Source organism: Stenotrophomonas sp. YJH_SMC_119 (genome assembly GCF_059368315.1).
In genome coordinates, this window is the sequence record NZ_JCAFRP010000015.1 from 73,739 (window position 1) to 96,845 (window position 23,107).

Genomic DNA, 23,107 nt, shown 5'->3' on the forward strand with positions numbered 1-23,107 from the left:
GGCCATCCGCATCCCCGCACTGGAGATACCCATGACCCGCACGCCCCTGCTGCTCGCCCTCGGCCTGGTGCCGATCCTTGCCACCTCCGCCTGCAATGCCGCCGACCCGGCCGCCAACGGCGCCCAGACCGCAGCGCCCGCAGCCTCCACCACTGCCGACCAGCGCCCGTTCACCGCCACCGAAATCAGCCGGTTCGACCAGCCGTGGGCGATGACCTTCCTGCCGGACGGCAGCCTGCTGGTCACTGAAAAGCGCGGCAAGCTGCAGCACCTGGACCTGGCCAGCGGCCAGAAGCATGAGATCACCGGCGTTCCGAAGGTCGCTTACGGCGGCCAGGGCGGCTTCGGTGACGTGATCCTGCACCCGCAATTCGCGAGCAACCACGTGATCTACCTCAGCTATGCCGAGGAAGGCACGCTGGACACCCGCGGCGCTGCCGTGGCCCGTGCCACGCTGGCGCTGGATGCCAACGGTGCCGGCCAGCTGAAGGACCTGAAGGTGATCTGGCGACAGAGCCCGAAGGTGAGTGGTGAAGGCCACTACGGCCATCGCCTTGCTTTCGGCCCGGACGGCAAGCTGTGGATCAGCTCCAGCGAGCGCCAGAAGTTCGATCCGGCGCAGGACATGGGCGGCAACCTCGGCAAGATCATCCGCCTCAACGATGATGGCAGCCTGCCCGCCGACAACCCATTCGCCTCGCAGGGCGGCGTGGCCGCGCAGGTGTGGTCACTGGGCCACCGCAACATCCTCGGCATGGCCTTCGATGCCAACGGCAAGCTGTGGGCACACGAGATGGGCCCGGCCGGCGGTGACGAACTGAACCTGATCGTGCGCGGCGCCAACTACGGCTACCCGATCGTTTCCAATGGTGACCATTACGACGGCCGGCCGATTCCCGACCACGACACGCGCCCGGAATTCGCCGCGCCGAAGGTGACCTGGACGCCAGTGATCTCGCCGGCCGGCTTCGTGATCTACAGCGGCAACCTGTTCCCGCAGTGGAAGGGCAGCGGCTTCATCGGCGGCCTGTCCTCCACCTCGCTGGTGCGCGTGGCCTTCGACGGCGACAGCGCGCGCGAAGCCGAACGCTTCAACATGGGCGAGCGCATCCGCGAAGTGGAACAGGGCCCGGATGGCGCCCTGTGGCTGCTGGAAGACGGCAGCAAGGCGCGCCTGCTGAAGCTCACCCCGAGCACCTGAGGTAGTGCCGGCCGCTGGCCGGCACGTTTGTCCGCAACGGCCCCGCACGCGGGGCCGTCTGCGTTCATTGGATGGTGATGACCTTCACCTCGGTCTTCGTGCAGGCCTGATCCAGGCACTGCCCGTTCAACCACACCTGGCCGCTGCCGATCATCACGCCCTGCTGGTTGACGAACACCTTGCCGAAATCCTGCTCGGACACCGCCTTGACCACCGCCGGGGTGATGATCTTCTCGTAGTTGCGCTGGAACTCACCGGGGCCGGTGATCTTCTTTCCGCTACCGACGTTCAATGGAAAGCGCACTTCCTCGACCACCGCAGCGCGATCGCCGCCAACCACGGCGGCCTTGAACGCATTGAAGACCTTCTCGAACTGCGCCGCATCGCCAAGCAGCGTTTCGATGCGCGCGCGTGCGTCTTCGGCGGGCGCTTCCGCTGCGGGCGCGGCCGGTGCCGAAGCAGCGGGTTCAGTGGCAGACGCCGCAGGCGTTGCCGGGGCGCTGGCCTCCATCGGCGGCGGTGCATCCGCCGCAGGCTCGGCCGGCGGTGCCGCCGGCTGCGAACAGGCGGCCAGCATCAGGGCGGGAATCAGACAAGCCATCCGGCGCATGCGCGCACTCCATCGAAACAGGGAGCCCGATGGTAGCGCCGCCGCGGTGAGGACAACAAAAAGGGGACGGAGGGGATTAAGTCGTTAGTGGCACAAACGACTTAATCCCCTCCGTCCCCTTTTTCTTCGATCAGGCCTTCAGCAGCTCGAACTGCACGGCTTCGCCGGCCGCCGAGGACGCGCAGACCCACAGGTCGAAGTGGCCCGGTTCGGCACGCAGCACGCCGTCACGGCCGGTGAAGGCCAGTTGCTCGCGGGTGAGGGTGAACACCACGTCGGTCGACTCGCCTGGCTGCAGTGCCACCTTGCGGAAGTCCTTCAGTTCACGCACCGGACGCACGCGGCTGGCCACGCGGTCGTGGATGTACAGCTGCACCACTTCCTCGCCGGCCACGTCGCCGGTATTGGTCAGCGTGGTGGTGATGGTCAGGGTGTCGTCCCAGCCGAGCTGCGCCGCACTCAGCTGCGGCACGCCGTAGGCGAAGGTGGTGTAACCGATGCCGTGGCCGAACGGGTACAGCGGCTCGTTCGGAATCTCGCGCCAGCGAGCCTTGAACTCCGACATGGTCGGCAGTTCCGGGCGACCGGTGCGCGGGTGGTTGTAGAAGTACGGCTGCTGGCCGGACACCTGTGGGAAGCTGACCGGCAGGCGGCCGGACGGGCTGTAGTCGCCGAACAGCACATCAGCCACGGCATGACCGGTCTGCGTGCCCAGGTACCAGGTCACCGCCACGGCCTGCGCATTGCGCACCGCACCCTGCAATGCCAGCGCGCGGCCGTTGCGCAGCAGCACCACCAGCGGCTTGCCGGTCATCGCCACCGCCTCGGCCAGTACCTGCTGTGCCGGCGGCAGGGTGATCTCCACGCGCGACTGCGCTTCACCGCTGTAGCGCTGCGGTTCGCCCAGCGCCAGCACCACCACGTCGGCGCGCAGCGCGGCAGCCACCGCTGCTTCGGTGCCGCCCGGAATGGCAGTTTCCAGTTCGCAGCCCGGCACGATCTCCAGCAGCGCTTCATCGCCGATGGCGGCGCGCATGCCGGTTTCCAGGTCCACGTAACGCTGCTTGTCGCCGAACAGGGTCCAGCAGCCTTCAATGTTCTCGCGGTCCTGCACGAACGGGCCGATCAGCGCGATCTTCTGCCCGGTCTTCTGCAGCGGCAGCACGTTGTCACGGTTGTTCAGCAGCACGATCGAACGGCGCGCGGCATCGCGCGACAGTTCGTCATGCGCGGCGAGGTACGAGGTATCGGCTTCGCGCGCCGGGTCCAGCGAACGGTACGGGTCGTCGAACAGGCCGATGGTTTCCTTCAGCCACAGGATGCGGCGCACGCCCTCATCCAGCACCGCCATCGGCACCTCGCCGCTCTCGACCAGGCCCGGCAGGTGCTCGGCGTAGAAGCCGCTCTGCATGCTCAGGTCCAGGCCGGCGGTGAACGCCTTGGCGGTGGCATCGCGGTCGTCGGCGGCATAGCCGTGCGCGACCAGTTCCATATCGGCGGTGTAGTCGGAGATCACCACGCCCGGGAACTTCCATTCACCGCGCAGGATGTCAGTGAGCAGTTCGGCGTTGGCACTGGCCGGCACGCCGTTGATGTCGTTGAACGAGGACATCACGGTGATCGCGCCGGCGTCGAAGGCGGCCTTGAACGGCGGCAGGTGCACATCGCGCAGGGTCTGCGGCGAGATGTCCACCATGTTGTATTCCATGCCGGCCATCACCGCGCCATAGGCGGCGAAGTGCTTCGGCGTGGCCAGCAGCGAATCGGCGGCGCGCAGGTCGCTGCCCTGGAAGCCGCGCACGCGGGCGGCGGCAAAGGCACAGCCCAGCACCACGTCCTCACCGGCACCTTCGGCGCCACGGCCCCAGCGCTGGTCGCGGGCGATGTCCACGGCCGGGGCATAGGTCCAGTGCAGGCCAGCGGCCGTGGCCTCGATGGCGGTGGCGCGCGCGGTGCGCTCGGCCAGCGCCGGCTCGAAGCTGGCGGCCTCGCCCAGCGGAATCGGGAACACGGTGCGCATGCCGTGGATGACGTCGGCCGCCAGGATCACCGGGATGCCCAGGCGGCTCTCTTCGGTGGCGACCTGCTGGATCCGGCGGCCCAGTTCGGCGCCCACACCATTGAACAGCGAGCCGACCTTGCCCTCGCGCACCTGCTGCAGCACCTGGTCGGCATTGCGCACGTTGGCTTCCGGGTTCACGTCCGGGGCGAACGGGCGGACCATGTCCGCGAAGACACCCAGCTGGCCGACCTTTTCCTCGACGGTCATCTGGGCAATGAGGGATTCGATGCGATCGGAGGCCACCGGCAGTCCTTGATGAAAACGTTTACAAGCCCGGCATTCTAGCGATCCCGGACGATTTGGCGAGGGGTTTGTTCATTCAGTTTCAGCCACCAGCGGGGTCCGTATGGCCCCGCCGGGGGCACCGCAGCTTACTCCGAGCCGGCCAACTGGCGCTGCCCGGCCATCAACATGGCGTCGCTGGAGGCCTGGAACACCCGCAGGCCGAAGGCCGGCAGGATCGCCAGCAGGTGGTCGAAAATGTCCGACTGCACCGCCTCGTACTCGCCCCAGGCGGTGCTGCGGGTGAAGCAGTACAGCTCCAGCGGCAGGCCTTCGGTGGTCGGCTGCAGCTGGCGTACCAGCAGGGTCATGTCGGTATGGATGCCCGGGTGGCTGCGCAGGTAGCGCTCCACATAGGCCCGGAAGGTACCCAGGTTGGTCACCCGGCGGCTGTTGACCTCGGCCACGCCCTGCTCGCGCAGGCGCCCGTTCCACTGCCCCAGCTCCTGCTCCTTGGCCTGCAGGTAGTCGCGCAGCAGCGCGAATTCACCGAGGAAGGCCAGGTCGCCCTCATCCAGGAAGCCGACGCTGTGCTGGTCCAGGTACAGCGCGCGCTTGATCCGGCGGCCACCGGCCTCCTGCATGCCGCGCCAGTTCTTGAACGACTCGGTCACCAGCTTCTTGGTCGGGATGGTGGTGATGGTCTTGTCGAAGTTCTGCACGGTGATGGTGTGCAGGGCGATGTCGATCACATCACCGTCGGCGTTCTGGCTGGGCATCTCGATCCAGTCACCGATGCGCACGCGACCATCGCCACTGATCTGTACGCTGGCCACCAGCGACAGGATGGTGTCCTGGAAGATCAGCATCAGCACTGCGGTGGCGGCGCCGAGACCGGTGACCAGATAGCGGAGGTCGACGCCGGCCAGGGTGGCAACGATCGACAGGCCGGCGATCACGAAGATGACGATCTTGGCGACCTGCAGGTACCCCTTGATCGGCTTGTTGCGTGCCTCGGGGCGGCGCTCGTAGAGATCATTGGCCGCATCCAGCGCATGCGAGATGGCCAGCACCACGGTCAGGATCGCCCACGCCTGGCAGGCGCCGATGATGAAGCTCACCAGCCCCGGCGGCAGGTCCGGCACGATGCGGATGCCCGAGGCGATCACCTGGCTGGGCACCACATTGGACAGACGCGAGATCACCCGCATCAGGTGGCTGCCGCGGCCGGTATCAGCGCCCGGCAGGCGGCTGAGCAGGCGTCGCAGCCCGCGCAGCAGGATGCGCTTGGTCACCCAGTTGGCCAGGCCAGCGGCGATCAGCAGCGCCGAGATCATCAACGCCAGGTAGGCGCCAGGATAGGGTTCCAGTGTGTTCTGCAGCCGTTCCAGCCACTGTACCGCCACCACCGCGTCCACCATCGGTTGTCTCCTGTCTGTTTCGTTGTTGCCAAGGTTGCCGGCCAGCGGCCGGCACTACCGGGGTTGCCGGCCAATGGCCGGCGCGACCGGGTCAGTCCCGCGTGCGTTCGATGATCACGCCCACCGCACGCGCGCCGCGCACCGCGCCCGGCTTGCTCAGCTTCAGGCGCAGCCACTTCACGTCGAATTCGTCCAGCACGATCTGCGCGCAACGCTCGGCCAGGGTCTCGACCAGGCCGAACTCCGACTCGCGCACGAACTGTTCCAGGCGCTTGCTCACCGCCTTGTAGTTCAGGGTGTGGGCGATGTCATCGGTGGCTGCGGGGCGACGGTTGTCGAAGCCCATTTCCAGGTCGAACACCAGGTCCTGGCGGATCCGCCGCTCCCAATCGTAGATGCCGATCAGGGCGTCGATCGTCAGCCCCTCGATGAAAACCTTGTCCATTGCGGTTACCAGCCCGAATACAGGCGGCCATGGTACCGGCACGGCGGTGAGCCTGCCCGGAACGGGCGGCGGGCCACCGGCGTGGGGCGGCCCGGAAAAAACAAAGGGCCCTGCTAGCGGGGCCCTTTGGTACTACCGTTTGTCCCCGGGGGGAGCTGAAATCCAGCCGCGAGTCCCGGTGGCGCAGGCACGCAGATTAGGCAAGGACCAGATCGCCGGTCAAGGCCAAATCCGACAGGACAGGTCAGGTATTCGTCCGAGGCAAAACGCAGAAAATCAGCCGCGCGGACAAGGACGTTCCCTGATGGTCGCCGCCGCCCACTCTCGCGAACATCGATTCCTCCTTCACCACCGCACATGACGATGGCTCCATACGATGTACTGCGGCGCGCGTTGTCAGCGGAGCGTCTGTCTACTTACGAGAGAATCGCATCGAGCTGCAGCCCCGACGTCACAGCCGAATCCCTGTACCTGTGGAACATGCGGATGTGCAGTGCACTGATGATGCCGGTCCATCTGTGCGAAGTGGTCACCCGCAACGCCGCTGCAGCTGTGCTCGCCAGGCAGCATGGCCCGCGTTGGCCCTGGAATAATGCCTTCCGACGGAGGCTGCCAACCTCATCCAGTACTTCTCCGCGCACGGTACTGGAACAACTTGCCAGCCGCGTAACCGATACACCTGGGATCGTCGCCAACCTGCCGATGGTGTTCTGGCAGCAACTCTTTACCTGTCGCTTCGACTCCACGCTTTGGATACCCGCACTCAGCAGGGTTCTGCAGCATGCTCCCTCTGCTCATCCCAGTGCCGTCAGGAAAGCCATCCATGCGGATATCGGACGCATCCGCCACCTGCGCAACCGCATCGCCCATCACGAGCCCATCCTCGAGCGCGACATCGGCGCCGACCTGGCCGCGATCGGGCGGCTGATCCATGCCCGCTGCCCACACACACTGGGCTGGCTGCAGCGCCATGAGCGGGCGACAACCGTGCTGGCGGCGTCGCCGTTGGCAGTGCATCGGTAATGCGTCCGCCGGCCGTCGCCCGACGCTACCGGTTCACACCGCCGGCAGGGTCGCCATGTCCCAGCGCGGGGTCACATCCACTTTCGGCGGGCTGTACTGGCCGGCCTGCAGGCGCAGCGCGCCGGCGAAGGCAATCATCGCCCCGTTGTCGGTGCACAGTGCCGGCCGCGGGAAGCAGGCGCGGCCGCCGAGGCGCTCGGCCATCTGCTGCAGGCGGGCGCGCAGGCGCTTGTTGGCGCCGACGCCGCCGGCCACCACGATCACGTTGGTCCCCGCCGCTTCCAGCGCGCGCTCGCACTTGATCGACAGGGTCTCGACCACCGCATCTTCAAAGCCCCGGGCGATGTCGGCACGGGTCTGCTCGCTCTGGTCGCTGTCGCGCCAGGCCATCAGGACCTGGGTCTTCAGGCCGGAGAAGCTGAAATCCAGCCCCGGGCGGTCGGTCATCGGCCGCGCGAAGCGGTACGCGCCCGGCGTGCCCTGCTCGGCCAGCCTGGCCAGCTGCGGGCCGCCCGGGTACGGCAGCCCCATCAGCTTGGCGGTCTTGTCGAAGGCCTCGCCGGCCGCATCATCCAGGGTTTCGCCCAGCAGGCGGTACTGGCCAATCGCATCCACCGCCACCAGCTGGGTATGGCCACCGGACACCAGCAGTGCCACGAACGGCGCTTCCGGCGGGTCGTCTTCCATCAGCGGGGCCAGCAGGTGGCCTTCCATATGGTGTACGCCCACGGCTGGTACCTCCAGCGCCCAGGCCAGCGAACGCGCCACGCCCGCGCCCACCAGCAGCGCGCCGACCAGGCCGGGACCGGCCGTATAAGCCACGCCATCGATATCGCCTACCCCCAGACCGGCTTCGGCCAGGGTCTGGCGCACCAGCGGCAGCAGCTTGCGGACGTGGTCGCGGCTGGCCAGCTCTGGCACCACACCCCCGTATTCGGCGTGCAGGGCGATCTGGCTGTAGACCGCATGGGCGCGCAGGGCCGCGCTGCCGGACAGGCCGGTGTCATACACCGCCACGCCGGTCTCATCACAGGAAGATTCGATGCCAAGGACTCGCATGCCTGCTATTATGACGCCCCTGCCGCCCCCTCGGGGGATGTGCAGATCTCACTGCTTTCGAACTTCCGGCCCGTATTCAGGGTTGGCCGCTTGCAGTTTGTCTATTCGCCGCTATAATGTGCGGCTCGCCGGGCGTGACCCGGTTCTACTGTGTCCCGGAGATTCCATGCCCAGCGTCAAAGTCCGCGAGAACGAGCCCTTCGAGTTTGCTCTTCGCCGCTTCAAGCGCACTTGCGAAAAGGCCGGTGTGCTGGCCGAAACCCGCAAGCGCGAGTTCTACGAAAAGCCGACCCAGGAGCGCAAGCGCAAGGCCGCCGCTGCTGTGAAGCGTCAGCTGCGCCGCTCGTCGCGCGACGTCACCAAGCGTCAGCGCCTGTACTGATCGGACGCATCTTCATTGCGGCGGGCCTGCCTGTCGCGATGGAGCCGAAGCCGGCACGCGCGAGCGTCGCCGGCTTTTTGCGTTTCCGGGTTCGGGCATCCGCCCCCGCCCCACCTACCACCACGAGGTTCCTCATGAGCATGAAGCAGCAGCTCACCGAAGACATGAAGGCCGCCATGAAGGCGGGCGAGAAGCACAAGCTGGGCGTGATCCGCCTGATCAATGCCGCCATCAAGCAGCGCGAAGTGGACGAGCGCATCGAACTGGACGACACCGCCGTGATCGCCGTGCTCGACAAGATGGTCAAGCAGCGCAAGGACTCGGTCAGCCAGTACGAAGCCGCCAACCGCGAAGACCTGGCCGAGATCGAGCGCGCCGAGATCGTGGTCATCGAAGCCTACCTGCCGGCCAAGATGGGCGAAGCCGAGATCGTGGCCGCCATCCAGGCCGCCATCGCCGAAACCGGCGCCTCCGGCCCGGCCGACATGGGCAAGCTGATGGGCGCACTGAAGCCCAAGCTCGCCGGCCAGGCCGACATGGGCCTGGTCTCCAAGCTGGTCAAGCAGCTGCTGGCGTAATCCAGCACTTGCGGTCGGATCCCTTCCGCGACACGGAAGGGCTCTGACCCCATTGATGCACCCGCTTCACCGCACCTTCGTCGGTCGCCTGCTACAACCGCACACATGGTTGAACCCGAGCCCAACGTTCCCGTGTCACTGCGCAAGTACATCAAGCGCCTGCAGGACAGCTTCCCGATGGCGGTGGCCAAGCGCTTCGTCGACGTCGACGTGCTGACCCAGGCAGCTTCCGTCTCCTTCTACGCCCTGCTGTCGATGGCACCGTTGCTGGTGCTGCTGCTGTGGCTGACCGCCTCGCTGTACCCACCGGCCCAGCAGGCACTGATCGACCAGATCAGCTCGGTGGCCGGCAGCAGCGCGGCCACCGTGGCCGAAACCGTTCTGAAGAACGCCGACAACCAGCCGGATGTCGGCTCGCTGGCGGGTGTGTGGAGCACGCTGCTGCTGTTCGTCGGCGCCACCGCCGTGTTCGCCCAGCTGCAGAACGCACTGAACCTGATCTTCCGCACCAGCGGCGAGCGCCTGGAAGGCCTCAAGGCCTGGCTGCGCAAGCGCGTGTTCTCGTTCGGCGTGGTGCTGGCGCTGGGCTTCCTGCTGATCCTGTCGATGACCGCCACCACGGTGCTGCAGGTGGCCTTCGCGCAACTGCCCTCGATCCTGCCCGCGCTGGGGTACGTCACGAGCCTGCTGCTGTACGCAGTCGGCTTCGCCTTCATGTACCACTACCTGCCCGACCGTCGCGTGGCGTGGCGCCAGGCCTTCATCGGCGGCGTCATCACCTCGGCACTGTTCGCACTGGGCCGGTACGGCATCGGCGTCTACATCGCCACCGTGGCCCCCGGCAGTGCCTACGGTTCGATGGGCGCGCTGGTGATCTCGCTGGTCTGGATCTACTACGCCACCGTCGTGTTCTTCGTTGGTGCCCTGATGACGGCGGTGATCGATGAGCGCCTGCGCGCGCGTCATCACCTGGCCGCAGCCGGCATTGATCCGGCAACCGCCAGCCAGGTGCCCGACAGGGGGTAAACTAGGCCGACCGCCCCCGGTTCCGTCGCGTGGTCCTGCACCGCGCCCTGCCCTGTTGCCCATGGCCCGTATCCCCGACGCTTTCATCGACGACCTGCTCGCCCGCACCGACATCGTCGAGGTGGTGGGCAGCCGCGTGCCGTTGAAGCGCCAGGGCAAGGAGTACGCCGCCCGCTGCCCGTTCCATGACGAGCGCTCGGCGTCGTTCACGGTCTCGCCCACCAAGCAGTTCTATCACTGCTTCGGCTGCGGCGCGCACGGCACCGCGATCAGCTTCCTGATGAACTACGACCGCCTCGAGTTCCTCGACGCGGTGGATGAGCTGGCCAAGCGCGCGGGCATGGAAGTACCGCGCAACGAGAACCCGCGCAGCCCCCAGCAGCAGGACGACAGCCGCGAGCTGTATTCGGCACTGGATGCCGCTGCCCGGTTCTTCCAGAAGAACCTGGAAGGCAGCGACAAGGCACGCAGTTACCTTGATGGGCGTGGCGTGGACGAAGAGAACCGCGCGCGCTTCCAGATCGGCTATGCGCCGGATGGGTACAGCGGCCTGCGCGATGCACTGGGCAAGGACGAGCGGCGCATGAAGCTGCTCGACCGCGCCGGCCTGTTCTCCAAGAACGATCGCGGCCATGTCTACGACAAGTTCCGCGACCGGGTGATGTTCCCGATCTTCGATCGTCGCGGCCGGGTGATCGCCTTCGGCGGCCGCGTGTTCGAGAAGGACGACGGCCCCAAGTACCTCAACTCGCCCGAAACCGCGCTGTTCCACAAGGGCCGCGAACTGTACGGCCTGTGGCAGGTGCGCCAGGCCAACCAGAAGATCGAGCGGTTGATCGTGGTCGAGGGCTACATGGACGTGGTCTCGCTGTTCCAGTTCGGTGTCACCCAGGCGGTGGCAACACTGGGTACCGCAACCACGCCGGACCATGCCGAGCTGCTGTTCCGCAACGCGCCGGACGTGTTCTTCTGCTTCGACGGCGACGCCGCCGGCCGCCGCGCCGGCTGGAAGGCGCTGGAGTCGGTGCTGCCGCGCATGAAGGATGGCCGCCAGGCCTTCTTCCTGTTCCTGCCCGATGGCGAGGACCCGGACACCATCGTGCGCAAGGAAGGCGCCGAGGCCTTCAACGAGCGCCTGAAGCAGGCCACGCCGCTGTCGCAGTTCTTCTTCGACGAACTGACCCGCGAGATCAACCTGGGCACGCTCGATGGCAAGGCACGCCTGGCCGAGCGCGCAAAGCCGATGCTGGCGCAGATTCCCGACGGTGCCTTCGGCGACCTGATGAAGCAGCAGCTGGCGCAGCTGACCGGGCTCGGCGGCAACGCCCAGGCTGCACGCACGCCGATGCCGCAACGCCAGCCTTCGCGCACGATCCAGCCGGTGGCCAGGCGCAGCCTGGTGCGCGGCGCGATCGCCGTGCTGCTGCAGCAACCCTCGCTGGCGCTGACCCTGGGCGGCAAGCATCACTTCCAGGGCCTGCGCCTGCCCGGTGTGGAACTGCTTCTGGAGCTGCTGGGGCTGGTCGAACAGCGCCCGGACATCAGCACCGGCGCCCTGCTGGAACACTTCGACGGCCGCGAGGAACAGGCCTCGCTGCATACATTGGCCGCACAGACGCTGCCCGGCACCGAAGCCAGCTGGACCCAGGAACTGCACGACGCAGTGGCCCAGCTGGAGAAACAGCTGCTGGTGCAACGTCTGGAGGAGTTGTTGGCAAAGCAGCGCCAGCAGGGTCTGGACGATACTGACAAATACGAACTGCGCGAGCTGCTGAAGGCCCGCGCCGGGCTGCGCCTGTAGCAGCAGAACGTTTCACGGAGAGAGGACCATGCTGCTGCGCCTGACCTGCCTGCTGTTGTTGTCACTCTGCCTGTCACTGACGGCCCTGGCCGAAGACACGCCCCTCAACGAAGTCCGCTCTGGCCTGTATGCCGGCGGCCAGCCCAGCGCCGCACAGCTGCAGGCCCTGGCCGCGCAGGGCGTGCGCACGGTGATCGACCTGCGCCAGCCTGGCGAGGACCGGGGCTTCGATGAAATCCACGCGGCCGAATCGCTGGGCCTGCGCTATGTGCGCATTCCGGTGGCCGGCGCCGAGGGCCTGGACGCGGCCAATGTGCGCGCCGTGCACCAGGCCCTGCAGCAGAGCCAGGGGCCGGTGCTGCTGCACTGCGCCTCCGGCAACCGCGCCGGTGCCGTGCTCGGCCTGGTCAATGCCCGCTATGAGCATGCCAGCCCGGAGCAGGCGCTTCAGCTCGGCCAGCGCGCCGGCCTGAAGTCGCTGGAAGCCGCCACCCGCCAGCGCCTGGCCACACCGGTCACCTCGCCCTGAACCACCCTCCGCACCAAGGACTCTGCCCACCATGACCCGCTGGTGGTCGCGCCTGCGACCGGACAACTTCACCCTCGCCCTGCTGTGCACCGTCGGCCTGGCCTCGCTGCTGCCGATGAAGGGCGCCGCCGCCATCGTGCTCGACGATGTCACCACCGTCGCCATCGCCGCGCTGTTCTTCCTGCATGGCGCGCGCCTGCCGCGCGAGTCGATCATCGGCGGCATGCTGCACTGGCGGCTGCACCTGACCATCCTGGCCTGCACCTTCCTCCTGTTCCCGCTGCTGGGGCTGATGTTCAAGCCACTGTCGGGCTGGCTGCTGACTCCGGAGCTGTACCTGGGCGTGCTGTTCCTGTGCACCCTGCCGTCCACCGTGCAGTCGTCCATCGCGTTCACCTCGATGGCCCGCGGCAACGTGCCGGCAGCGGTGTGCAGCGCCTCGCTGTCGAGCATCCTCGGCGTGTTCCTGACCCCACTGCTGCTGACCGCGCTGGCCGGCACCTCCGGCGGCGTGCATGACCCACTGCACGCGATCGGCGGCATCATGCTGCAGCTGCTGGTGCCGTTCGTGGCCGGCCACCTGCTGCGGCCGTGGATTGCCGGCTGGGTGGAGAAGCAGCGCGCGCTGCTGCGCTACACCGACCAGGGCACGATCCTGCTGGTGGTGTATTCGGCGTTCGGCGAAGCGGTGACCGAAGGGTTGTGGAGCAAGACACCGCTGCTCTCGTTGCTGGCCGTGGCCGTGGTGGCTGCCGTGCTGCTCGGCATCGCCATGCCGCTGATCACCTTCATCGCCCGCCGGCTGCGCTTCAACCGCGAGGACGAGATCGCCATCGTGTTCTGCGGCTCGAAGAAGAGCCTGGCCACCGGCGTGCCGATCGCCAAGGTGCTGTTCGCCGGCGGCAGCCTGGGCGCGATCGTGCTGCCGGTGATGATCTACCACCAGATCCAATTGATCGTCTGCGGCGTGATCGCGCAGCGCTATGCGCGGCGCACGCCCTGACAGGGCGCGCGGGTTGTTCCGGGTAGACCATCCACGCATGGCGTGGGTCTACTCCAAACCACGGATGGCGTGAACCACCAGTAGATCCACGCCATGCGTGGATGGGTTGCCTGACGCTACGGATCCACGAGCGTGCCGACGCTCAGCTCCGGCATCCACACCCACAGGTCGTACGCCCGTTCCGCATGGGTATCGCCCCGCAGCCGCGGGGCCACCTGCTCTGGAAGTGGCCGCGCCATGCAACGGTCCGCGCACGCCCACGCCTGGCCACGCAGCGCACCCAACCGCACGCTGTAGATATCCAGGTCCCGCAGCTGGGAGGCCATCGGCTGCCTCTGCATTTCCGGCGGCATACCTTCCGGCCGCCGCAGCATGGCGTGGACATTGCCAGTCAGCACCAGCATGCGTGCATTGTCTGGCAACCCTCGATAGAGCCGTCGCAATTCGGCTGCCATGAAGTCATCGCGCGCCTGGTTGCCGCCACTGCTGGCATTGACGTCATAGCCAACCACTTCGATCACGCGCCCCTGCGTCTTCAGCACACGCAGGCCTTCGATCATCGCCAGCATGTCGCGGCTGCGGCGACCATCATGCTGGTCATCGCGCACGGTCCAGAACGCGCGGCCGTGCAGGTGCCGGCGCGCCCTGACCCCGCCATCGGATTCCAGATAGTCGCGCAGCACAGGGTTCTCGGCGCGTGGCAGTTCCAGCGCCAGCAGGACCGGGCCGTTGCGGCTGTAGTCGTCCACCAGCTGGCGTACCAGCAACGGGGTCTCGCGGGTGCCATGGAATTCGCCCAGTACCAGCAGGCGGTGCTCACCGGCATGCTGGCGGATCTGCGCGGCGGTGTCATCGGCATGCGCGGTGAGGGCCACACCCAGCGCCAGCAGCAGCGCGGTGGTCCAACGGAAGATCGAATGCATCCCTGCGCCTTCCTTTCCTTTGCGGTCAGGAACAGCAATGGCGACGCAGCAACCGCGGTTCAAGTAGATCCACGCCGTGCGTGGATGCTCCCGCCATCAGACCGGGCCTGAGTCGAGCGTGGCTCGACTCTACAAAAGGGCAGCCCCTCACAACCAGGGCAGGATCCAGTGGTCCACCAGCAGGAAGGCGAACAGCGCCATCAGGTACACGATGGAGTAATAGAACATCTTCATCGAGAACAATTCGTCCGGCGGGTTGAGCATGCGCCAGGCATACCAGAGGAACACCGCGTTGAGCACGATCGCGCCGCCCAGGTAGAACGCACCGCTCATGCCCACCAGGTACGGCAGCAGGCAGACCAGCGCCAGCACCACCGAATACACCATGATCTGCTTGCGGGTATGCACCACGCCGTGGGTCACCGGCAGCATCGGGATCTCTGCCTTGGCGTAATCCTCGCGGCGGAAGATCGCCAGCGCCCAGAAGTGCGGCGGGGTCCAGATGAAGATGATCAGCACCAGCAGCGACGAGTACGCCCAGTCCGACGAGCCCTGCATGCCGGTCACCGCCGCCCAGCCCAGCATCGGCGGCATCGCGCCGGCCAGGCCACCGATGACGATGTTCTGCGAGGTCGCACGCTTGAGGTACACGGTGTAGATCACCGCGTAGCCGATCAGCGAGGCGAAGGTCAGCACGGCGGTGATCAGGTTCACCCACAGCACCAGGATGGTCATCGACAGCACGATCAGCACACCGGCAAACACCAGCACCTGCCACGGCTTGACCTTGCCCACCACCAGCGGACGCCACGAGGTGCGCGCCATCTGCGCATCGATGTGTGCGTCCAGCAGCTGGTTGATGGCTGCCGCGGCCGAGGCCGCCAGCCAGATGCCGAGGAAACCGAGCACGCCGGCGCGCACCTGCTCCCAGCTCGGCACGCCCGGAATGGCCAGGACCATGCCGACCAGGGCGGTGAAGACGATCAGGGCAACGACCTTGGGCTTGGTCAGGTCCCAGTACTGGCGGTAATTGGAAAACATGGAATCAGTCCGGGGCGCGCAGGCGGGCCAGCAGGCTGACCAGCACGAACAACAGGGCAACGGCCACGCCGTTGTGGGCCACCGCCACTTCCAGCGGCAGCGCCAGCTTCACGTTGAGGATGCCGAGGGTGACCTGCAGCACCAGCAGCGCGATCAGCGCGCTGGCCCAGCCACGCATGCTCGGCAGGCGGAACAGGCGCACGCCCAGCCACAGCAGGTAGACGGCCACCACCACCGCGAACAGCCGGTGCGCCATCTGGATGGCGATACGCGAGGCGCCATCCAGCACGCCGCCTTCGTAATCCACGCCGATGCCGCGCCACAGGGTGAAGCCTTCGACGAAGTTGTGCTGCGGCCACCACTGGTTGGCACAGCGCGGGAAGTTGTCCAGCGAGGCGCTGCCGCCGCCGCAGGCCAGCGCCGCGTAGTTGGCACTGACCCAGCCGCCCAATGCGATCTGGGTGACCAGCACCGCCACGCCGATGCGCAGCACCCACTTCAGCTTCGGTGCTTCGGCCAGGGTGATCGGCATGTGCGTGGCGCGCCAGGCCATCCAGACCAGCAGCGCGAACATCAGCATGCCGCCCAGCAGGTGCCCCATCACCACGATGGGCTTGAGCAGCAGGGTCACCGTCCACATGCCCAGCAGGGCCTGGAAGATCACCACGGCCAGGGTCAGCAGTGCAGCGCGCGCCAGGTCGATGTTGCTCCAGCGCAGCGCGGCGATCAGCAGGATCGCCTCGCCGATCAGAGCCAAGGTACTGGCGGTGCCATGCCAGCCCATCATGTACAGCGGTATGCCGGCGGCCACCAGCACGCAGGCGGTCACCACCGCCGTGCTTCCGAATCGCCGCTTGCGCGTGGCCAGCAGCGCCAGGGTCAGGATCTCGATGCCCAGTGCGCCGGCCAGGAAGCGGTGCACCTGTTCACGCCAGGCCTTGTGGGTCTCCAGCGGGCGGATCTCCGCCGCCGGGTGGCCGATGGTCTCTTCCACGTGCTGCGGCCAGGTGGCCTGGCCATAGCAGGTCGGCCAGTCCGGGCAGCTCAGGCCGGCATCGGACAGGCGCACGAAGGCGCCGAACATGATCGTGCTCGCGGTCATGATCATGGCGAACCACGCCAGGCGGTGGAAATTGCGGTGCAGCGCCGGACGCGCGGAAAGGCTCATCAAACGGGACTCACTTCAGTTTCAGCAACGTGGCCATGTCCTTGCGCAGGCCACCGAGGTCGGTGCCCGGGGCATGACGCATGATCACGAAGCCGTTCGGATCGATCACGTAGACCGGCAGGCCAGCCGGATCGTCGACGCCGGGCAGGGCCGCGCGCAGTGCTGGCGACGGAGCCAGCGGCCGCAGCGCGGGCAGCGAGGCGATCGACGCCGGTGGCGTTCCCAGCCACAGGATTTCGACATTATCGGCGTTATGGCCGAACAGCTGCCACACCTTGCCCAGTCCCTGCGACAAAGTGACGCACTGGACGTCGCAGGCACCGGCAGGCGCCACCAGCAGGCGCCAGGTACGGGCTTCGGGGTTCCACGGGTACGGCTGGCCGTTGGCCAGGGTCGGCGCCTGCTGGCGCAGGTCCACAGGCGGCTTCAGCAGCTGGCCGGCATTGCGGTGCCCGGCGGGCTGCCAGCCAGAGAAGCGCAGCACGGCGGCCAGCGCCATCGCCCCGAAGAACACGGCAAACAGCAGCACCAGGGTCCGGCGGCCGGAGCCGCGCGCCTGCGGGGACGTAGCAGTGTTCATGCGGGGCATTTTCTCATGGTTGGGTGAGGGATGCGGGTGTGACGCCGCGGTAGCGCCGGCCGCCGGCCGGCATCCAGGAATGCGGGGGTTGCCGGCCAGCGGCCGGCACTACCGGGCAGCACGTCGCCTGCGCCACTCCAGTACCAGCGCGACCACCAGCACGGTCAGGGCCAGGCCGAACCACTGCACGGCGTAGCCCAGGTGGCGTTGCGGCGGCAGCGTGTTCGGCAGCAGGTCCAGGTCGCGTTCGTCGCCGAAGGGCAGCGCCGGGTCCAGCCGCAGGACGCGATCAGGCAATGCCGGCAGGCCAAGCGCCGCCGCCAGGCCCTCGGCGGGCAAGCGGCTGGCCAGCCAACGCCCGGCCTCATCGGTAGCGGAGAACGCCGGGCCCAGGGCCAGCCCCGCCGACGGCGGCGGCGCCAGCAGGCCACGCACCGCCACCGGCGAAGGCGGCGACGGCACATCCGGCAGCCTGCGATCGGGCGGCAGCGCGCGCCAGCCCAGATCGACCAGCAGCACGCTGCCCTCGTCACTGCGGAACGGGCGATAGATCTTCACGCCCGCGCGGCCGTGCCGGGTCTGGTTGTCCAGCAGCACCACGCCGGGCAGGAAGCGACCGTGGTCGGCCACGCCGTGCAAGGCGCCAGGTGCAACCAGAGCCTGCGCCAGTGGCAGCGCCTGTGCCACAGCTGGACCTTGTGCATCCAACATTGCCTGCTTGGCATGCATGCGCTGCAGCTGCCACAGCCCCAATGCGGTGAAACCAACCATTGCCAGCACCGCCAGCAGCCATCCGATCACGCGCGTGTGCTGGCGCATCATGACAAGTCCGCGCAAACGCGGTCAGATAGGCGCATCCACCCTGCCCTCGAGCCGCGCATGAGTGATTCGCTGAAGACCCTGCTGGTAATCGCGTTTCTGATCGTCATCGTCTGGAATCTGGGCGCCGGCCTGTATTACCTGCTGGTCGACCGCGGCCAGACCAAGCGCACGGTCAACGCACTGACGCGCCGCATCGCGGTGTCGGTTGCGTTGATCCTGCTGGTGATCGTGAGCATCTACATGGGCTGGATCAAACCGCACGGCATCGGCGGCTGAGGCCACCGATGCGTGCGCGGTCAAAGCACGTAGACGAACATGAAGAGCATCAGCCACACCACGTCGACGAAGTGCCAGTACCACGCGGCCGCTTCAAAACCGAAATGGTTGTCGCGGGTGAAGTGTCCCTTGGCCGAACGCAGCCACATCACGATCAGCATGATCGTGCCCAGCAGCACGTGCGCGCCGTGGAAGCCGGTCAGCATGAAGAACGTTGAACCGTAGATGCCCGAGCCGAGCGTCAGGTTCAGTTCCTTGTAGGCGTGGATGTACTCCTCCGCCTGCAGGGTCAGGAAGCCCAGGCCAAGCACCACGGTCAGGCCCAGCCAGATCAGCAGCTGGCGACGGTTGCCGGCCTTCAGCGCGTGGTGGGCAATGGTCAAGGTCACGCCGGAGGTGAGCAGGATCAGCGTATTGATCAGCGACAGGCCCCAGGCCGGGATGGTCTGGAACGCGCCACCGATCGCCGCCGGCCCGTTGGTCGGCCAGCCGGCGGAATAACCCTGCCAGAGCAGCTCGTTGGTCATCACCCCGCGGCCTTCGCCGCTCAGCCACGACAGGCCCAGGTTGCGGGTGTAGAACAGCGCGCCAAAGAAGGCGCCGAAGAACATCACTTCGGAGAAGATGAACCAGATCATTCCCATCCGGAACGAGCCATCGACCTGGTGGTTGTAGTTGCCCGCCTGCGACTCGCGCACCACGTCGCTGAACCACCAGAACAACGTCAGCACCAGCATCGCGATGCCAATGTAGAAGGTCCAGCGTCCCCAGCTGGCATCGTTGAGCCAGCTGGCCACGCCCACCATGGTCACCATCATCGCGATGGAACCCACGAACGGCCATTTGCTCTGGGCCGGGACGAAGTACACGTTGGCGTCGGTCGGTGTCTGGGCCATGTCGGTATCCGGGTCAGGGTGCGGCGTGCGCGCCTTCCGAAGTGGCGGCCGGGGCCAGCCGATCGGACAGCGCGTCGTTGCGATAGAAGGTGTAGGACAAGGTGATCGTCTTGATCTCCGGCGGCAGGTCCGGATCGACGATGAAACGCACCGGCATGTCGCGCTTCTCGCCAGCCTGCAGCGTCTGCGCGGTGAAACAGAAACATTCGGTCTTGCTGAAGAAGCCCGAGGCACGCGCCGGCGCCACGGAAGGCACCGCACTGCCGACCACCGCCTGCTGGCTGTCGTTGCGCGCGAAGTACAGCGCTTCGTTGAGTTCGCCGGGCACCACGTCCATGGTCAACTGCTCGGGATGGAACGACCAGGGCAGGCGCGAATTGACGCCGCCATCGAACTCCACGCGCACGGTGCGCTTGCCGGTGGCGGCGCCGGTGCTGGCCTCGCTGCCCGGGCCGCGTTCCAGGCGTACACCGAACACCTTCTCGCAGGCGATGCGGTACAGCGGCACCAGCGAGAACGTGAGCAGGAACACCGCCACCGCCACACCGATCAGGCGCGGCAGCCCCGCACTGCGTGACGGTGTGCTGGCTGGCGCCTCGCTCATCGGCCGATCACCCCGCTGAGGATGAAGCCGACGTAGACCAGCACGGCGATGGCGCCGACCCACATCGCCGTGCGCCTGGCGCGCTGGCGTTGCTGTTCGATGCCGTGGCGTTGGGCTTCGGTCTGGCTTTGGCTTTGGCTTTGGCTTTGGTAGAGCCGACTGTTAGTCGGCTGCACTTCGCGAGTCGACTGACAGTCGACTCTACCGATCGGCAGCGGGCTCTCGTTATGCATGCCTCACCTCAATGCGTGATGTCGTCATGCGCCAGATCTCCCGGACGGATGGTCGGCGGCGTGGTGAAGGTATGTGCCGGTGCTGGCGACGGCAGCGTCCACTCCAGGCCGCGCGCGCCTTCCCAGGAACGGGCCTCGGCCTTCTCGCCGTTGCGCAGGGACGACAGCAGGATCGCGGCCATCATGAACGGGGTGACGAACATGCCGAACGCACCGATCGAGCTGATCAGGTTCCAGTCGGCGAAGGCCACGCTGTAGTCGGGAATGCGACGCGGCATGCCGGCCAGGCCGAGGAAATGCTGCGGGAAGAACAACAGGTTGACGAATACGATCGACCACCAGAAGTGCACCTTGGCCCACTTCTCGCTGTACATCCGCCCGGTCCACTTCGGCCACCAGTAGTACACCGCGGCGATCAGCGCGAACACCGCACCGGTCACCAGCACGTAGTGGAAGTGCGCGACCACGAAGTAGGTGTCGTGGTACTGGAAGTCGGCGGCGACGATCGCCAGCATCAGGCCGGAGAAGCCACCGATGGTGAACAGGATGACGAAGGCCACCGACCACAGCATCGGTGCCTCGAACGTCAGCGAGCCACGCCACATGGTGCTGACCCAGTTGAACACCTTCACCCCGGTCGGGATCGAGATCAGCATGGTGGCGAACATGAAGTAGATCTCGCCGCCCAGCGGCATGCCCACGGTGAACATGTGGTGGGCCCAGACGATGAACGACAGGAACGCGATCGCGGCGGTGGCGTACACCATCGCCTGGTAGCCGAACAGCGGCTTGCGGCTGAAGGTCGGGATGATCTCGCTGACCACGCCGAAGGCGGGCAGGATCATGATGTAGACCTCGGGATGGCCGAAGAACCAGAAGATGTGCTGGTACATCACCGGGTCACCGCCACCGGCGGCATTGAAGAAGCTGGTGCCGAAGAACTTGTCGGTCAGCAGCATGGTCACCGCGCCGGCCAGCACCGGCATCACCGCGATCAGCAGGAAGGCGGTGATCAGCCAGGCCCAGCAGAAGATCGGCATTTTCAGCAGGTCGATGCCCGGCGCACGCATGTTGAGCACGGTGGCGATGATGTTGATCGCGCCCATGATCGAACTGATGCCGGCCACGTGGATGGCGAACACGCTGAAGGCAACGTTGTAGCCGCCCTGCAGCGACAGCGGCGGGTACAGCGTCCAGCCACCGGCCGGTGCACCGCCGGGCAGGAACAGGGTCAGCAGCAGCAGGCTGAAAGCCACCGGCAGCAACCAGAACGACCAGTTGTTCATGCGTGGCAGCGCCATGTCCGGCGCGCCGATCTGCAGCGGGATCATCCAGTTGGCCAGTCCGACGAAGGCCGGCATCACCCCGCCGAAGATCATCACCAGCGCATGTACGGTGGTCATCTGGTTGAAGAACTCGGGCTTGACGAACTGCAGGCCCGGCTGCGCCAGCTCGGCGCGGATCACCACGCTCATCGCCGCGCCGATGATGAACATGATGAAGCTGAAACCGAGGTACAGCGTGCCGATGTCCTTGTGGTTGGTCGAGAAGAACCAACGTTCGAAGAAGCTCTGGTGGTGATGATGATCGTCGTGCCCAACTGCCGAGTGCGCCATTGCAAAACACCTCTCAGAATCGGTTGTCACCGCGGCCGCGAACGGCTGCGGGCTTTACATCACGCTCCGCTGGCCGCGGTGGCAGGCGCGCTGCCCGCTTCTGCAGCAGCAGGCGCAGCCGGTGCCTCGCCCGTCGGTGCAGTCGGTTCGGCAGGTGCCGCAGGCGTCGCAGGCTCAGCCGGCGGCGCGGGCTTGCGCTGCGCCAGCCACTGCTTGAACTCTTCCTTGGACACCGCCTCGACCACGATCGGCATGAAGCCGTGGTCCTTGCCACACAGCTCGGCGCACTGGCCGCGGTAGACACCCGGCTGCTCGATGCGGGTCCAGGCTTCGTTGATGAAGCCAGGGATGGCGTCCTGCTTCCAGCCCAGCGCCGGCACCCACCAGGCGTGGATCACGTCGTCGGAGGTGATGACGAAACGCACCTTGGTATCGACCGGCAGCACCAGGCGGTTGTCGACATCCAGCAGGTAGTGCGGATGGCTTTCGCGGGTCGGCACGATGCCGCTCTGCCGCACCCGGTCGGACTCGCGGTCCAGGCGGCTGGTGAAGGTGACGTTCTCGCCGAGGTATTCGTACTTCCACATCCACTGGTAGCCGGTGACCTTCACCGTCATCTCGGCATCGCGGGTGTCGTACATCTTGATCAGGTTGGCCGTGGCCGGCCATGCCATCACGATCAGGATGATCACCGGGATCACTGTCCAGATGATCTCGGCCTTGGTGTTGTGGCTGAAGGTGGCCGCGACCGCGCCCTTGGATTTGCGGAACTTGAACATGGCGTAGGCCATCGCCCCGAACACGATGACGCCGATCACCGTGCAGATGATCAACGACAGGTTGTTCGATTCCCAGGCCAGGCGCGAGGTCTGGGTCACCCCCTTGCCCATGTTCAGCTGCCACGGCTTCGGATCGGCCGCCTGGGCCCAGGCCAACGCCGGCATCAGTCCCCCGGTCGCCAGCATCGCGGCGACCGCGTTCACGCACTTCGTGCCCCACCTGCTGCTTTGCTTCATTGCCTAGACCCTTAGCGTCGTCGGTTGCCGCCATCGCTGGCGGCGAGCAAGCTTTCAAGTGTCTCTGCGAGCGTCTGACGTTCGGCCGGTGCGAGGAAACTCCCCACCTCCACCTGCCGGCCGCTGGATGCCAGCCGGACCCTCTCATCGTCGGTGAGCAGGCGCACCCAGTGGGGATGGGCCCGGAACACCGGCGATCCACCGGGTACGGGGATGACCTCCACGTACGCCGGCACTACCCGGATCTCCTCCTGCCGTTCACCGCTGCGCCACAAGGCACGCAGCGCGGCCGCCAGCACCAGGCTGTACAGCAGCGCGAACAGGGGGGCGAATGCATTGCCGGCCAACCACCCGAGGGCGGACACCAGCCACATCGCACCCGACAACACGGTGAACAACAGGACGAACTGCCGGGCATCGAGCGCCCGTGGGGGACGCAGCCGCAGCTGCGTACCTGACCCATCCGGAGCTGGAAGCACCTCGATCATGTCGCAACCGCGTTCCTGCCGCGGGAAACGCCTCGATGGTAGCCCCGCCCTCTCGCCGGTAGCAAGGGTGCATTCACACATT

General features: G+C 66.7%; 25 protein-coding genes. 9 read left to right on the plus strand and 16 right to left on the minus strand.

Annotation, left to right across the window (positions count from 1 at the left end):
- Positions 1 to 31: 31 nt before the first annotated feature.
- Positions 32 to 1,201: a PQQ-dependent sugar dehydrogenase gene (locus AC5P6S_RS18430; protein ID WP_049433370.1), complete on the plus strand. Its 1,170-nt coding sequence runs from the start codon at positions 32 to 34 to the stop codon at positions 1,199 to 1,201.
- A gap of 64 nt (positions 1,202 to 1,265) precedes the next feature.
- Here the strand turns inward: AC5P6S_RS18430 and AC5P6S_RS18435 are convergent, their stop codons facing one another.
- The 4 genes from AC5P6S_RS18435 to folB form a co-directional block, all read right to left on the minus strand.
- Complete coding sequence (locus AC5P6S_RS18435) at positions 1,266 to 1,811, minus strand: hypothetical protein (RefSeq protein ID WP_180874409.1); 546 nt, start codon at positions 1,809 to 1,811, stop codon at positions 1,266 to 1,268.
- A gap of 130 nt (positions 1,812 to 1,941) precedes the next feature.
- Positions 1,942 to 4,116 carry a glycoside hydrolase family 3 N-terminal domain-containing protein gene (locus tag AC5P6S_RS18440; protein WP_495204713.1) on the minus strand — a complete coding sequence of 725 codons (2,175 nt, stop codon included), beginning with the start codon at positions 4,114 to 4,116 and terminating at the stop codon, positions 1,942 to 1,944.
- 128 nt (positions 4,117 to 4,244) lie between these two features.
- Positions 4,245 to 5,516 carry a mechanosensitive ion channel family protein gene (locus tag AC5P6S_RS18445; protein ID WP_005407808.1) on the minus strand — a complete coding sequence of 424 codons (1,272 nt, stop codon included), beginning with the start codon at positions 5,514 to 5,516 and terminating at the stop codon, positions 4,245 to 4,247.
- A 91-nt stretch (positions 5,517 to 5,607) separates the two neighbouring features.
- Complete coding sequence (folB, locus tag AC5P6S_RS18450) at positions 5,608 to 5,961, minus strand: dihydroneopterin aldolase (protein WP_005407807.1); 354 nt, start codon at positions 5,959 to 5,961, stop codon at positions 5,608 to 5,610.
- A gap of 357 nt (positions 5,962 to 6,318) precedes the next feature.
- Here folB and AC5P6S_RS18455 point away from each other — a divergent pair, with 357 nt between their 5' ends.
- Positions 6,319 to 6,984, plus strand: a complete 666-nt coding sequence (locus AC5P6S_RS18455; protein ID WP_032965532.1) for a hypothetical protein — start codon at positions 6,319 to 6,321, stop codon at positions 6,982 to 6,984.
- 33 nt (positions 6,985 to 7,017) lie between these two features.
- Here the strand turns inward: AC5P6S_RS18455 and tsaD are convergent, their stop codons facing one another.
- A complete protein-coding gene (gene tsaD, locus AC5P6S_RS18460; protein ID WP_012478942.1) occupies positions 7,018 to 8,043 on the minus strand; it encodes a tRNA (adenosine(37)-N6)-threonylcarbamoyltransferase complex transferase subunit TsaD in 1,026 nt (341 codons plus the stop codon).
- Positions 8,044 to 8,209: 166 nt separating this feature from the next.
- Here tsaD and rpsU point away from each other — a divergent pair, with 166 nt between their 5' ends.
- The 6 genes from rpsU (at position 8,210) to AC5P6S_RS18490 (ending at position 13,362) form a co-directional block, all read left to right on the plus strand.
- Complete coding sequence (gene rpsU / locus AC5P6S_RS18465; protein ID WP_002808376.1) at positions 8,210 to 8,425, plus strand: 30S ribosomal protein S21; 216 nt, start codon at positions 8,210 to 8,212, stop codon at positions 8,423 to 8,425.
- Positions 8,426 to 8,559: 134 nt separating this feature from the next.
- Positions 8,560 to 9,003 carry a GatB/YqeY domain-containing protein gene (locus AC5P6S_RS18470; protein WP_005412032.1) on the plus strand — a complete coding sequence of 148 codons (444 nt, stop codon included), beginning with the start codon at positions 8,560 to 8,562 and terminating at the stop codon, positions 9,001 to 9,003.
- 105 nt (positions 9,004 to 9,108) lie between these two features.
- The gene (locus AC5P6S_RS18475) at positions 9,109 to 10,029 is read left to right on the plus strand and encodes a YihY/virulence factor BrkB family protein (protein WP_012478940.1); all 921 of its coding nucleotides are present in this window, start codon (positions 9,109 to 9,111) and stop codon (positions 10,027 to 10,029) included.
- A gap of 61 nt (positions 10,030 to 10,090) precedes the next feature.
- Positions 10,091 to 11,830 (plus strand): DNA primase, encoded by a 1,740-nt coding sequence (gene dnaG, locus AC5P6S_RS18480; protein WP_033833640.1) that lies wholly within the window; start codon positions 10,091 to 10,093, stop codon positions 11,828 to 11,830.
- A gap of 28 nt (positions 11,831 to 11,858) precedes the next feature.
- Entirely contained in the window at positions 11,859 to 12,359 is a 501-nt protein-coding gene (locus tag AC5P6S_RS18485; RefSeq protein ID WP_076739838.1) for a protein tyrosine phosphatase family protein, read from the plus strand.
- A 31-nt stretch (positions 12,360 to 12,390) separates the two neighbouring features.
- Positions 12,391 to 13,362 carry a bile acid:sodium symporter family protein gene (locus tag AC5P6S_RS18490; RefSeq protein ID WP_043035496.1) on the plus strand — a complete coding sequence of 324 codons (972 nt, stop codon included), beginning with the start codon at positions 12,391 to 12,393 and terminating at the stop codon, positions 13,360 to 13,362.
- 116 nt (positions 13,363 to 13,478) lie between these two features.
- Here the strand turns inward: AC5P6S_RS18490 and AC5P6S_RS18495 are convergent, their stop codons facing one another.
- The 5 genes from AC5P6S_RS18495 to AC5P6S_RS18515 form a co-directional block, all read right to left on the minus strand.
- Positions 13,479 to 14,285 carry a calcium-binding protein gene (locus AC5P6S_RS18495; protein ID WP_065183831.1) on the minus strand — a complete coding sequence of 269 codons (807 nt, stop codon included), beginning with the start codon at positions 14,283 to 14,285 and terminating at the stop codon, positions 13,479 to 13,481.
- A 147-nt stretch (positions 14,286 to 14,432) separates the two neighbouring features.
- Complete coding sequence (gene cyoE, locus AC5P6S_RS18500) at positions 14,433 to 15,326, minus strand: heme o synthase (RefSeq protein ID WP_005407798.1); 894 nt, start codon at positions 15,324 to 15,326, stop codon at positions 14,433 to 14,435.
- Between the two features lie 4 nt (positions 15,327 to 15,330).
- Complete coding sequence (locus AC5P6S_RS18505) at positions 15,331 to 16,494, minus strand: COX15/CtaA family protein (protein ID WP_005407797.1); 1,164 nt, start codon at positions 16,492 to 16,494, stop codon at positions 15,331 to 15,333.
- A 10-nt stretch (positions 16,495 to 16,504) separates the two neighbouring features.
- Positions 16,505 to 17,074, minus strand: a complete 570-nt coding sequence (locus tag AC5P6S_RS18510) for a redox-active disulfide-containing membrane protein (RefSeq protein ID WP_049407110.1) — start codon at positions 17,072 to 17,074, stop codon at positions 16,505 to 16,507.
- 108 nt (positions 17,075 to 17,182) lie between these two features.
- Positions 17,183 to 17,896: an SURF1 family protein gene (locus AC5P6S_RS18515; RefSeq protein WP_099562852.1), complete on the minus strand. Its 714-nt coding sequence runs from the start codon at positions 17,894 to 17,896 to the stop codon at positions 17,183 to 17,185.
- Between the two features lie 57 nt (positions 17,897 to 17,953).
- Here AC5P6S_RS18515 and AC5P6S_RS18520 point away from each other — a divergent pair, with 57 nt between their 5' ends.
- Entirely contained in the window at positions 17,954 to 18,172 is a 219-nt protein-coding gene (locus AC5P6S_RS18520) for a twin transmembrane helix small protein (protein ID WP_005412025.1), read from the plus strand.
- Positions 18,173 to 18,192: 20 nt separating this feature from the next.
- On the opposite strand, the gene AC5P6S_RS18525 is transcribed toward AC5P6S_RS18520, so the two are convergent.
- The 6 genes from AC5P6S_RS18525 to AC5P6S_RS18550 are packed head-to-tail and all read right to left on the minus strand — an operon-like array spanning position 18,193 to position 23,025.
- Entirely contained in the window at positions 18,193 to 19,068 is an 876-nt protein-coding gene (locus AC5P6S_RS18525) for a cytochrome c oxidase subunit 3 (RefSeq protein WP_495204714.1), read from the minus strand.
- Between the two features lie 13 nt (positions 19,069 to 19,081).
- Positions 19,082 to 19,672 carry a cytochrome c oxidase assembly protein gene (locus tag AC5P6S_RS18530; protein ID WP_005407792.1) on the minus strand — a complete coding sequence of 197 codons (591 nt, stop codon included), beginning with the start codon at positions 19,670 to 19,672 and terminating at the stop codon, positions 19,082 to 19,084.
- Entirely contained in the window at positions 19,669 to 19,905 is a 237-nt protein-coding gene (locus AC5P6S_RS18535) for a hypothetical protein (RefSeq protein WP_033835837.1), read from the minus strand. The genes AC5P6S_RS18530 and AC5P6S_RS18535 overlap by 4 nt, the downstream gene beginning before the upstream one ends.
- A gap of 8 nt (positions 19,906 to 19,913) precedes the next feature.
- On the minus strand, positions 19,914 to 21,521 hold the full coding sequence (gene ctaD, locus AC5P6S_RS18540; protein ID WP_005407790.1) for a cytochrome c oxidase subunit I: 1,608 nt from the start codon (positions 21,519 to 21,521) through the stop codon (positions 19,914 to 19,916).
- A gap of 59 nt (positions 21,522 to 21,580) precedes the next feature.
- Complete coding sequence (gene coxB, locus AC5P6S_RS18545) at positions 21,581 to 22,537, minus strand: cytochrome c oxidase subunit II (RefSeq protein ID WP_099561735.1); 957 nt, start codon at positions 22,535 to 22,537, stop codon at positions 21,581 to 21,583.
- 11 nt (positions 22,538 to 22,548) lie between these two features.
- A complete protein-coding gene (locus AC5P6S_RS18550; RefSeq protein ID WP_004153894.1) occupies positions 22,549 to 23,025 on the minus strand; it encodes a DUF2244 domain-containing protein in 477 nt (158 codons plus the stop codon).
- Positions 23,026 to 23,107: the final 82 nt, after the last annotated feature.

What these genes read in the sequence shown, in the direction of transcription:
- AC5P6S_RS18430 (WP_049433370.1), top strand. Translation starts at nt 32, where the DNA reads ATGACCCGCACGCCCCTGCTGCTCGCCCTCGGCCTGGTGCCGATCCTT.
- AC5P6S_RS18435 (WP_180874409.1), bottom strand. Translation starts at nt 1,811, where the DNA reads ATGCGCCGGATGGCTTGTCTGATTCCCGCCCTGATGCTGGCCGCCTGT.
- AC5P6S_RS18445 (WP_005407808.1), bottom strand. Translation starts at nt 5,516, where the DNA reads ATGGTGGACGCGGTGGTGGCGGTACAGTGGCTGGAACGGCTGCAGAAC.
- folB (WP_005407807.1), bottom strand. Translation starts at nt 5,961, where the DNA reads ATGGACAAGGTTTTCATCGAGGGGCTGACGATCGACGCCCTGATCGGC.
- AC5P6S_RS18455 (WP_032965532.1), top strand. Translation starts at nt 6,319, where the DNA reads ATGACGATGGCTCCATACGATGTACTGCGGCGCGCGTTGTCAGCGGAG.
- tsaD (WP_012478942.1), bottom strand. Translation starts at nt 8,043, where the DNA reads ATGCGAGTCCTTGGCATCGAATCTTCCTGTGATGAGACCGGCGTGGCG.
- rpsU (WP_002808376.1), top strand. Translation starts at nt 8,210, where the DNA reads ATGCCCAGCGTCAAAGTCCGCGAGAACGAGCCCTTCGAGTTTGCTCTT.
- AC5P6S_RS18470 (WP_005412032.1), top strand. Translation starts at nt 8,560, where the DNA reads ATGAGCATGAAGCAGCAGCTCACCGAAGACATGAAGGCCGCCATGAAG.
- AC5P6S_RS18475 (WP_012478940.1), top strand. Translation starts at nt 9,109, where the DNA reads ATGGTTGAACCCGAGCCCAACGTTCCCGTGTCACTGCGCAAGTACATC.
- dnaG (WP_033833640.1), top strand. Translation starts at nt 10,091, where the DNA reads ATGGCCCGTATCCCCGACGCTTTCATCGACGACCTGCTCGCCCGCACC.
- AC5P6S_RS18485 (WP_076739838.1), top strand. Translation starts at nt 11,859, where the DNA reads ATGCTGCTGCGCCTGACCTGCCTGCTGTTGTTGTCACTCTGCCTGTCA.
- AC5P6S_RS18490 (WP_043035496.1), top strand. Translation starts at nt 12,391, where the DNA reads ATGACCCGCTGGTGGTCGCGCCTGCGACCGGACAACTTCACCCTCGCC.
- AC5P6S_RS18495 (WP_065183831.1), bottom strand. Translation starts at nt 14,285, where the DNA reads ATGCATTCGATCTTCCGTTGGACCACCGCGCTGCTGCTGGCGCTGGGT.
- cyoE (WP_005407798.1), bottom strand. Translation starts at nt 15,326, where the DNA reads ATGTTTTCCAATTACCGCCAGTACTGGGACCTGACCAAGCCCAAGGTC.
- AC5P6S_RS18505 (WP_005407797.1), bottom strand. Translation starts at nt 16,494, where the DNA reads ATGAGCCTTTCCGCGCGTCCGGCGCTGCACCGCAATTTCCACCGCCTG.
- AC5P6S_RS18510 (WP_049407110.1), bottom strand. Translation starts at nt 17,074, where the DNA reads ATGAACACTGCTACGTCCCCGCAGGCGCGCGGCTCCGGCCGCCGGACC.
- AC5P6S_RS18515 (WP_099562852.1), bottom strand. Translation starts at nt 17,896, where the DNA reads ATGATGCGCCAGCACACGCGCGTGATCGGATGGCTGCTGGCGGTGCTG.
- AC5P6S_RS18520 (WP_005412025.1), top strand. Translation starts at nt 17,954, where the DNA reads ATGAGTGATTCGCTGAAGACCCTGCTGGTAATCGCGTTTCTGATCGTC.
- AC5P6S_RS18525 (WP_495204714.1), bottom strand. Translation starts at nt 19,068, where the DNA reads ATGGCCCAGACACCGACCGACGCCAACGTGTACTTCGTCCCGGCCCAG.
- AC5P6S_RS18530 (WP_005407792.1), bottom strand. Translation starts at nt 19,672, where the DNA reads ATGAGCGAGGCGCCAGCCAGCACACCGTCACGCAGTGCGGGGCTGCCG.
- AC5P6S_RS18535 (WP_033835837.1), bottom strand. Translation starts at nt 19,905, where the DNA reads ATGCATAACGAGAGCCCGCTGCCGATCGGTAGAGTCGACTGTCAGTCG.
- ctaD (WP_005407790.1), bottom strand. Translation starts at nt 21,521, where the DNA reads ATGGCGCACTCGGCAGTTGGGCACGACGATCATCATCACCACCAGAGC.
- coxB (WP_099561735.1), bottom strand. Translation starts at nt 22,537, where the DNA reads ATGAAGCAAAGCAGCAGGTGGGGCACGAAGTGCGTGAACGCGGTCGCC.
- AC5P6S_RS18550 (WP_004153894.1), bottom strand. Translation starts at nt 23,025, where the DNA reads ATGATCGAGGTGCTTCCAGCTCCGGATGGGTCAGGTACGCAGCTGCGG.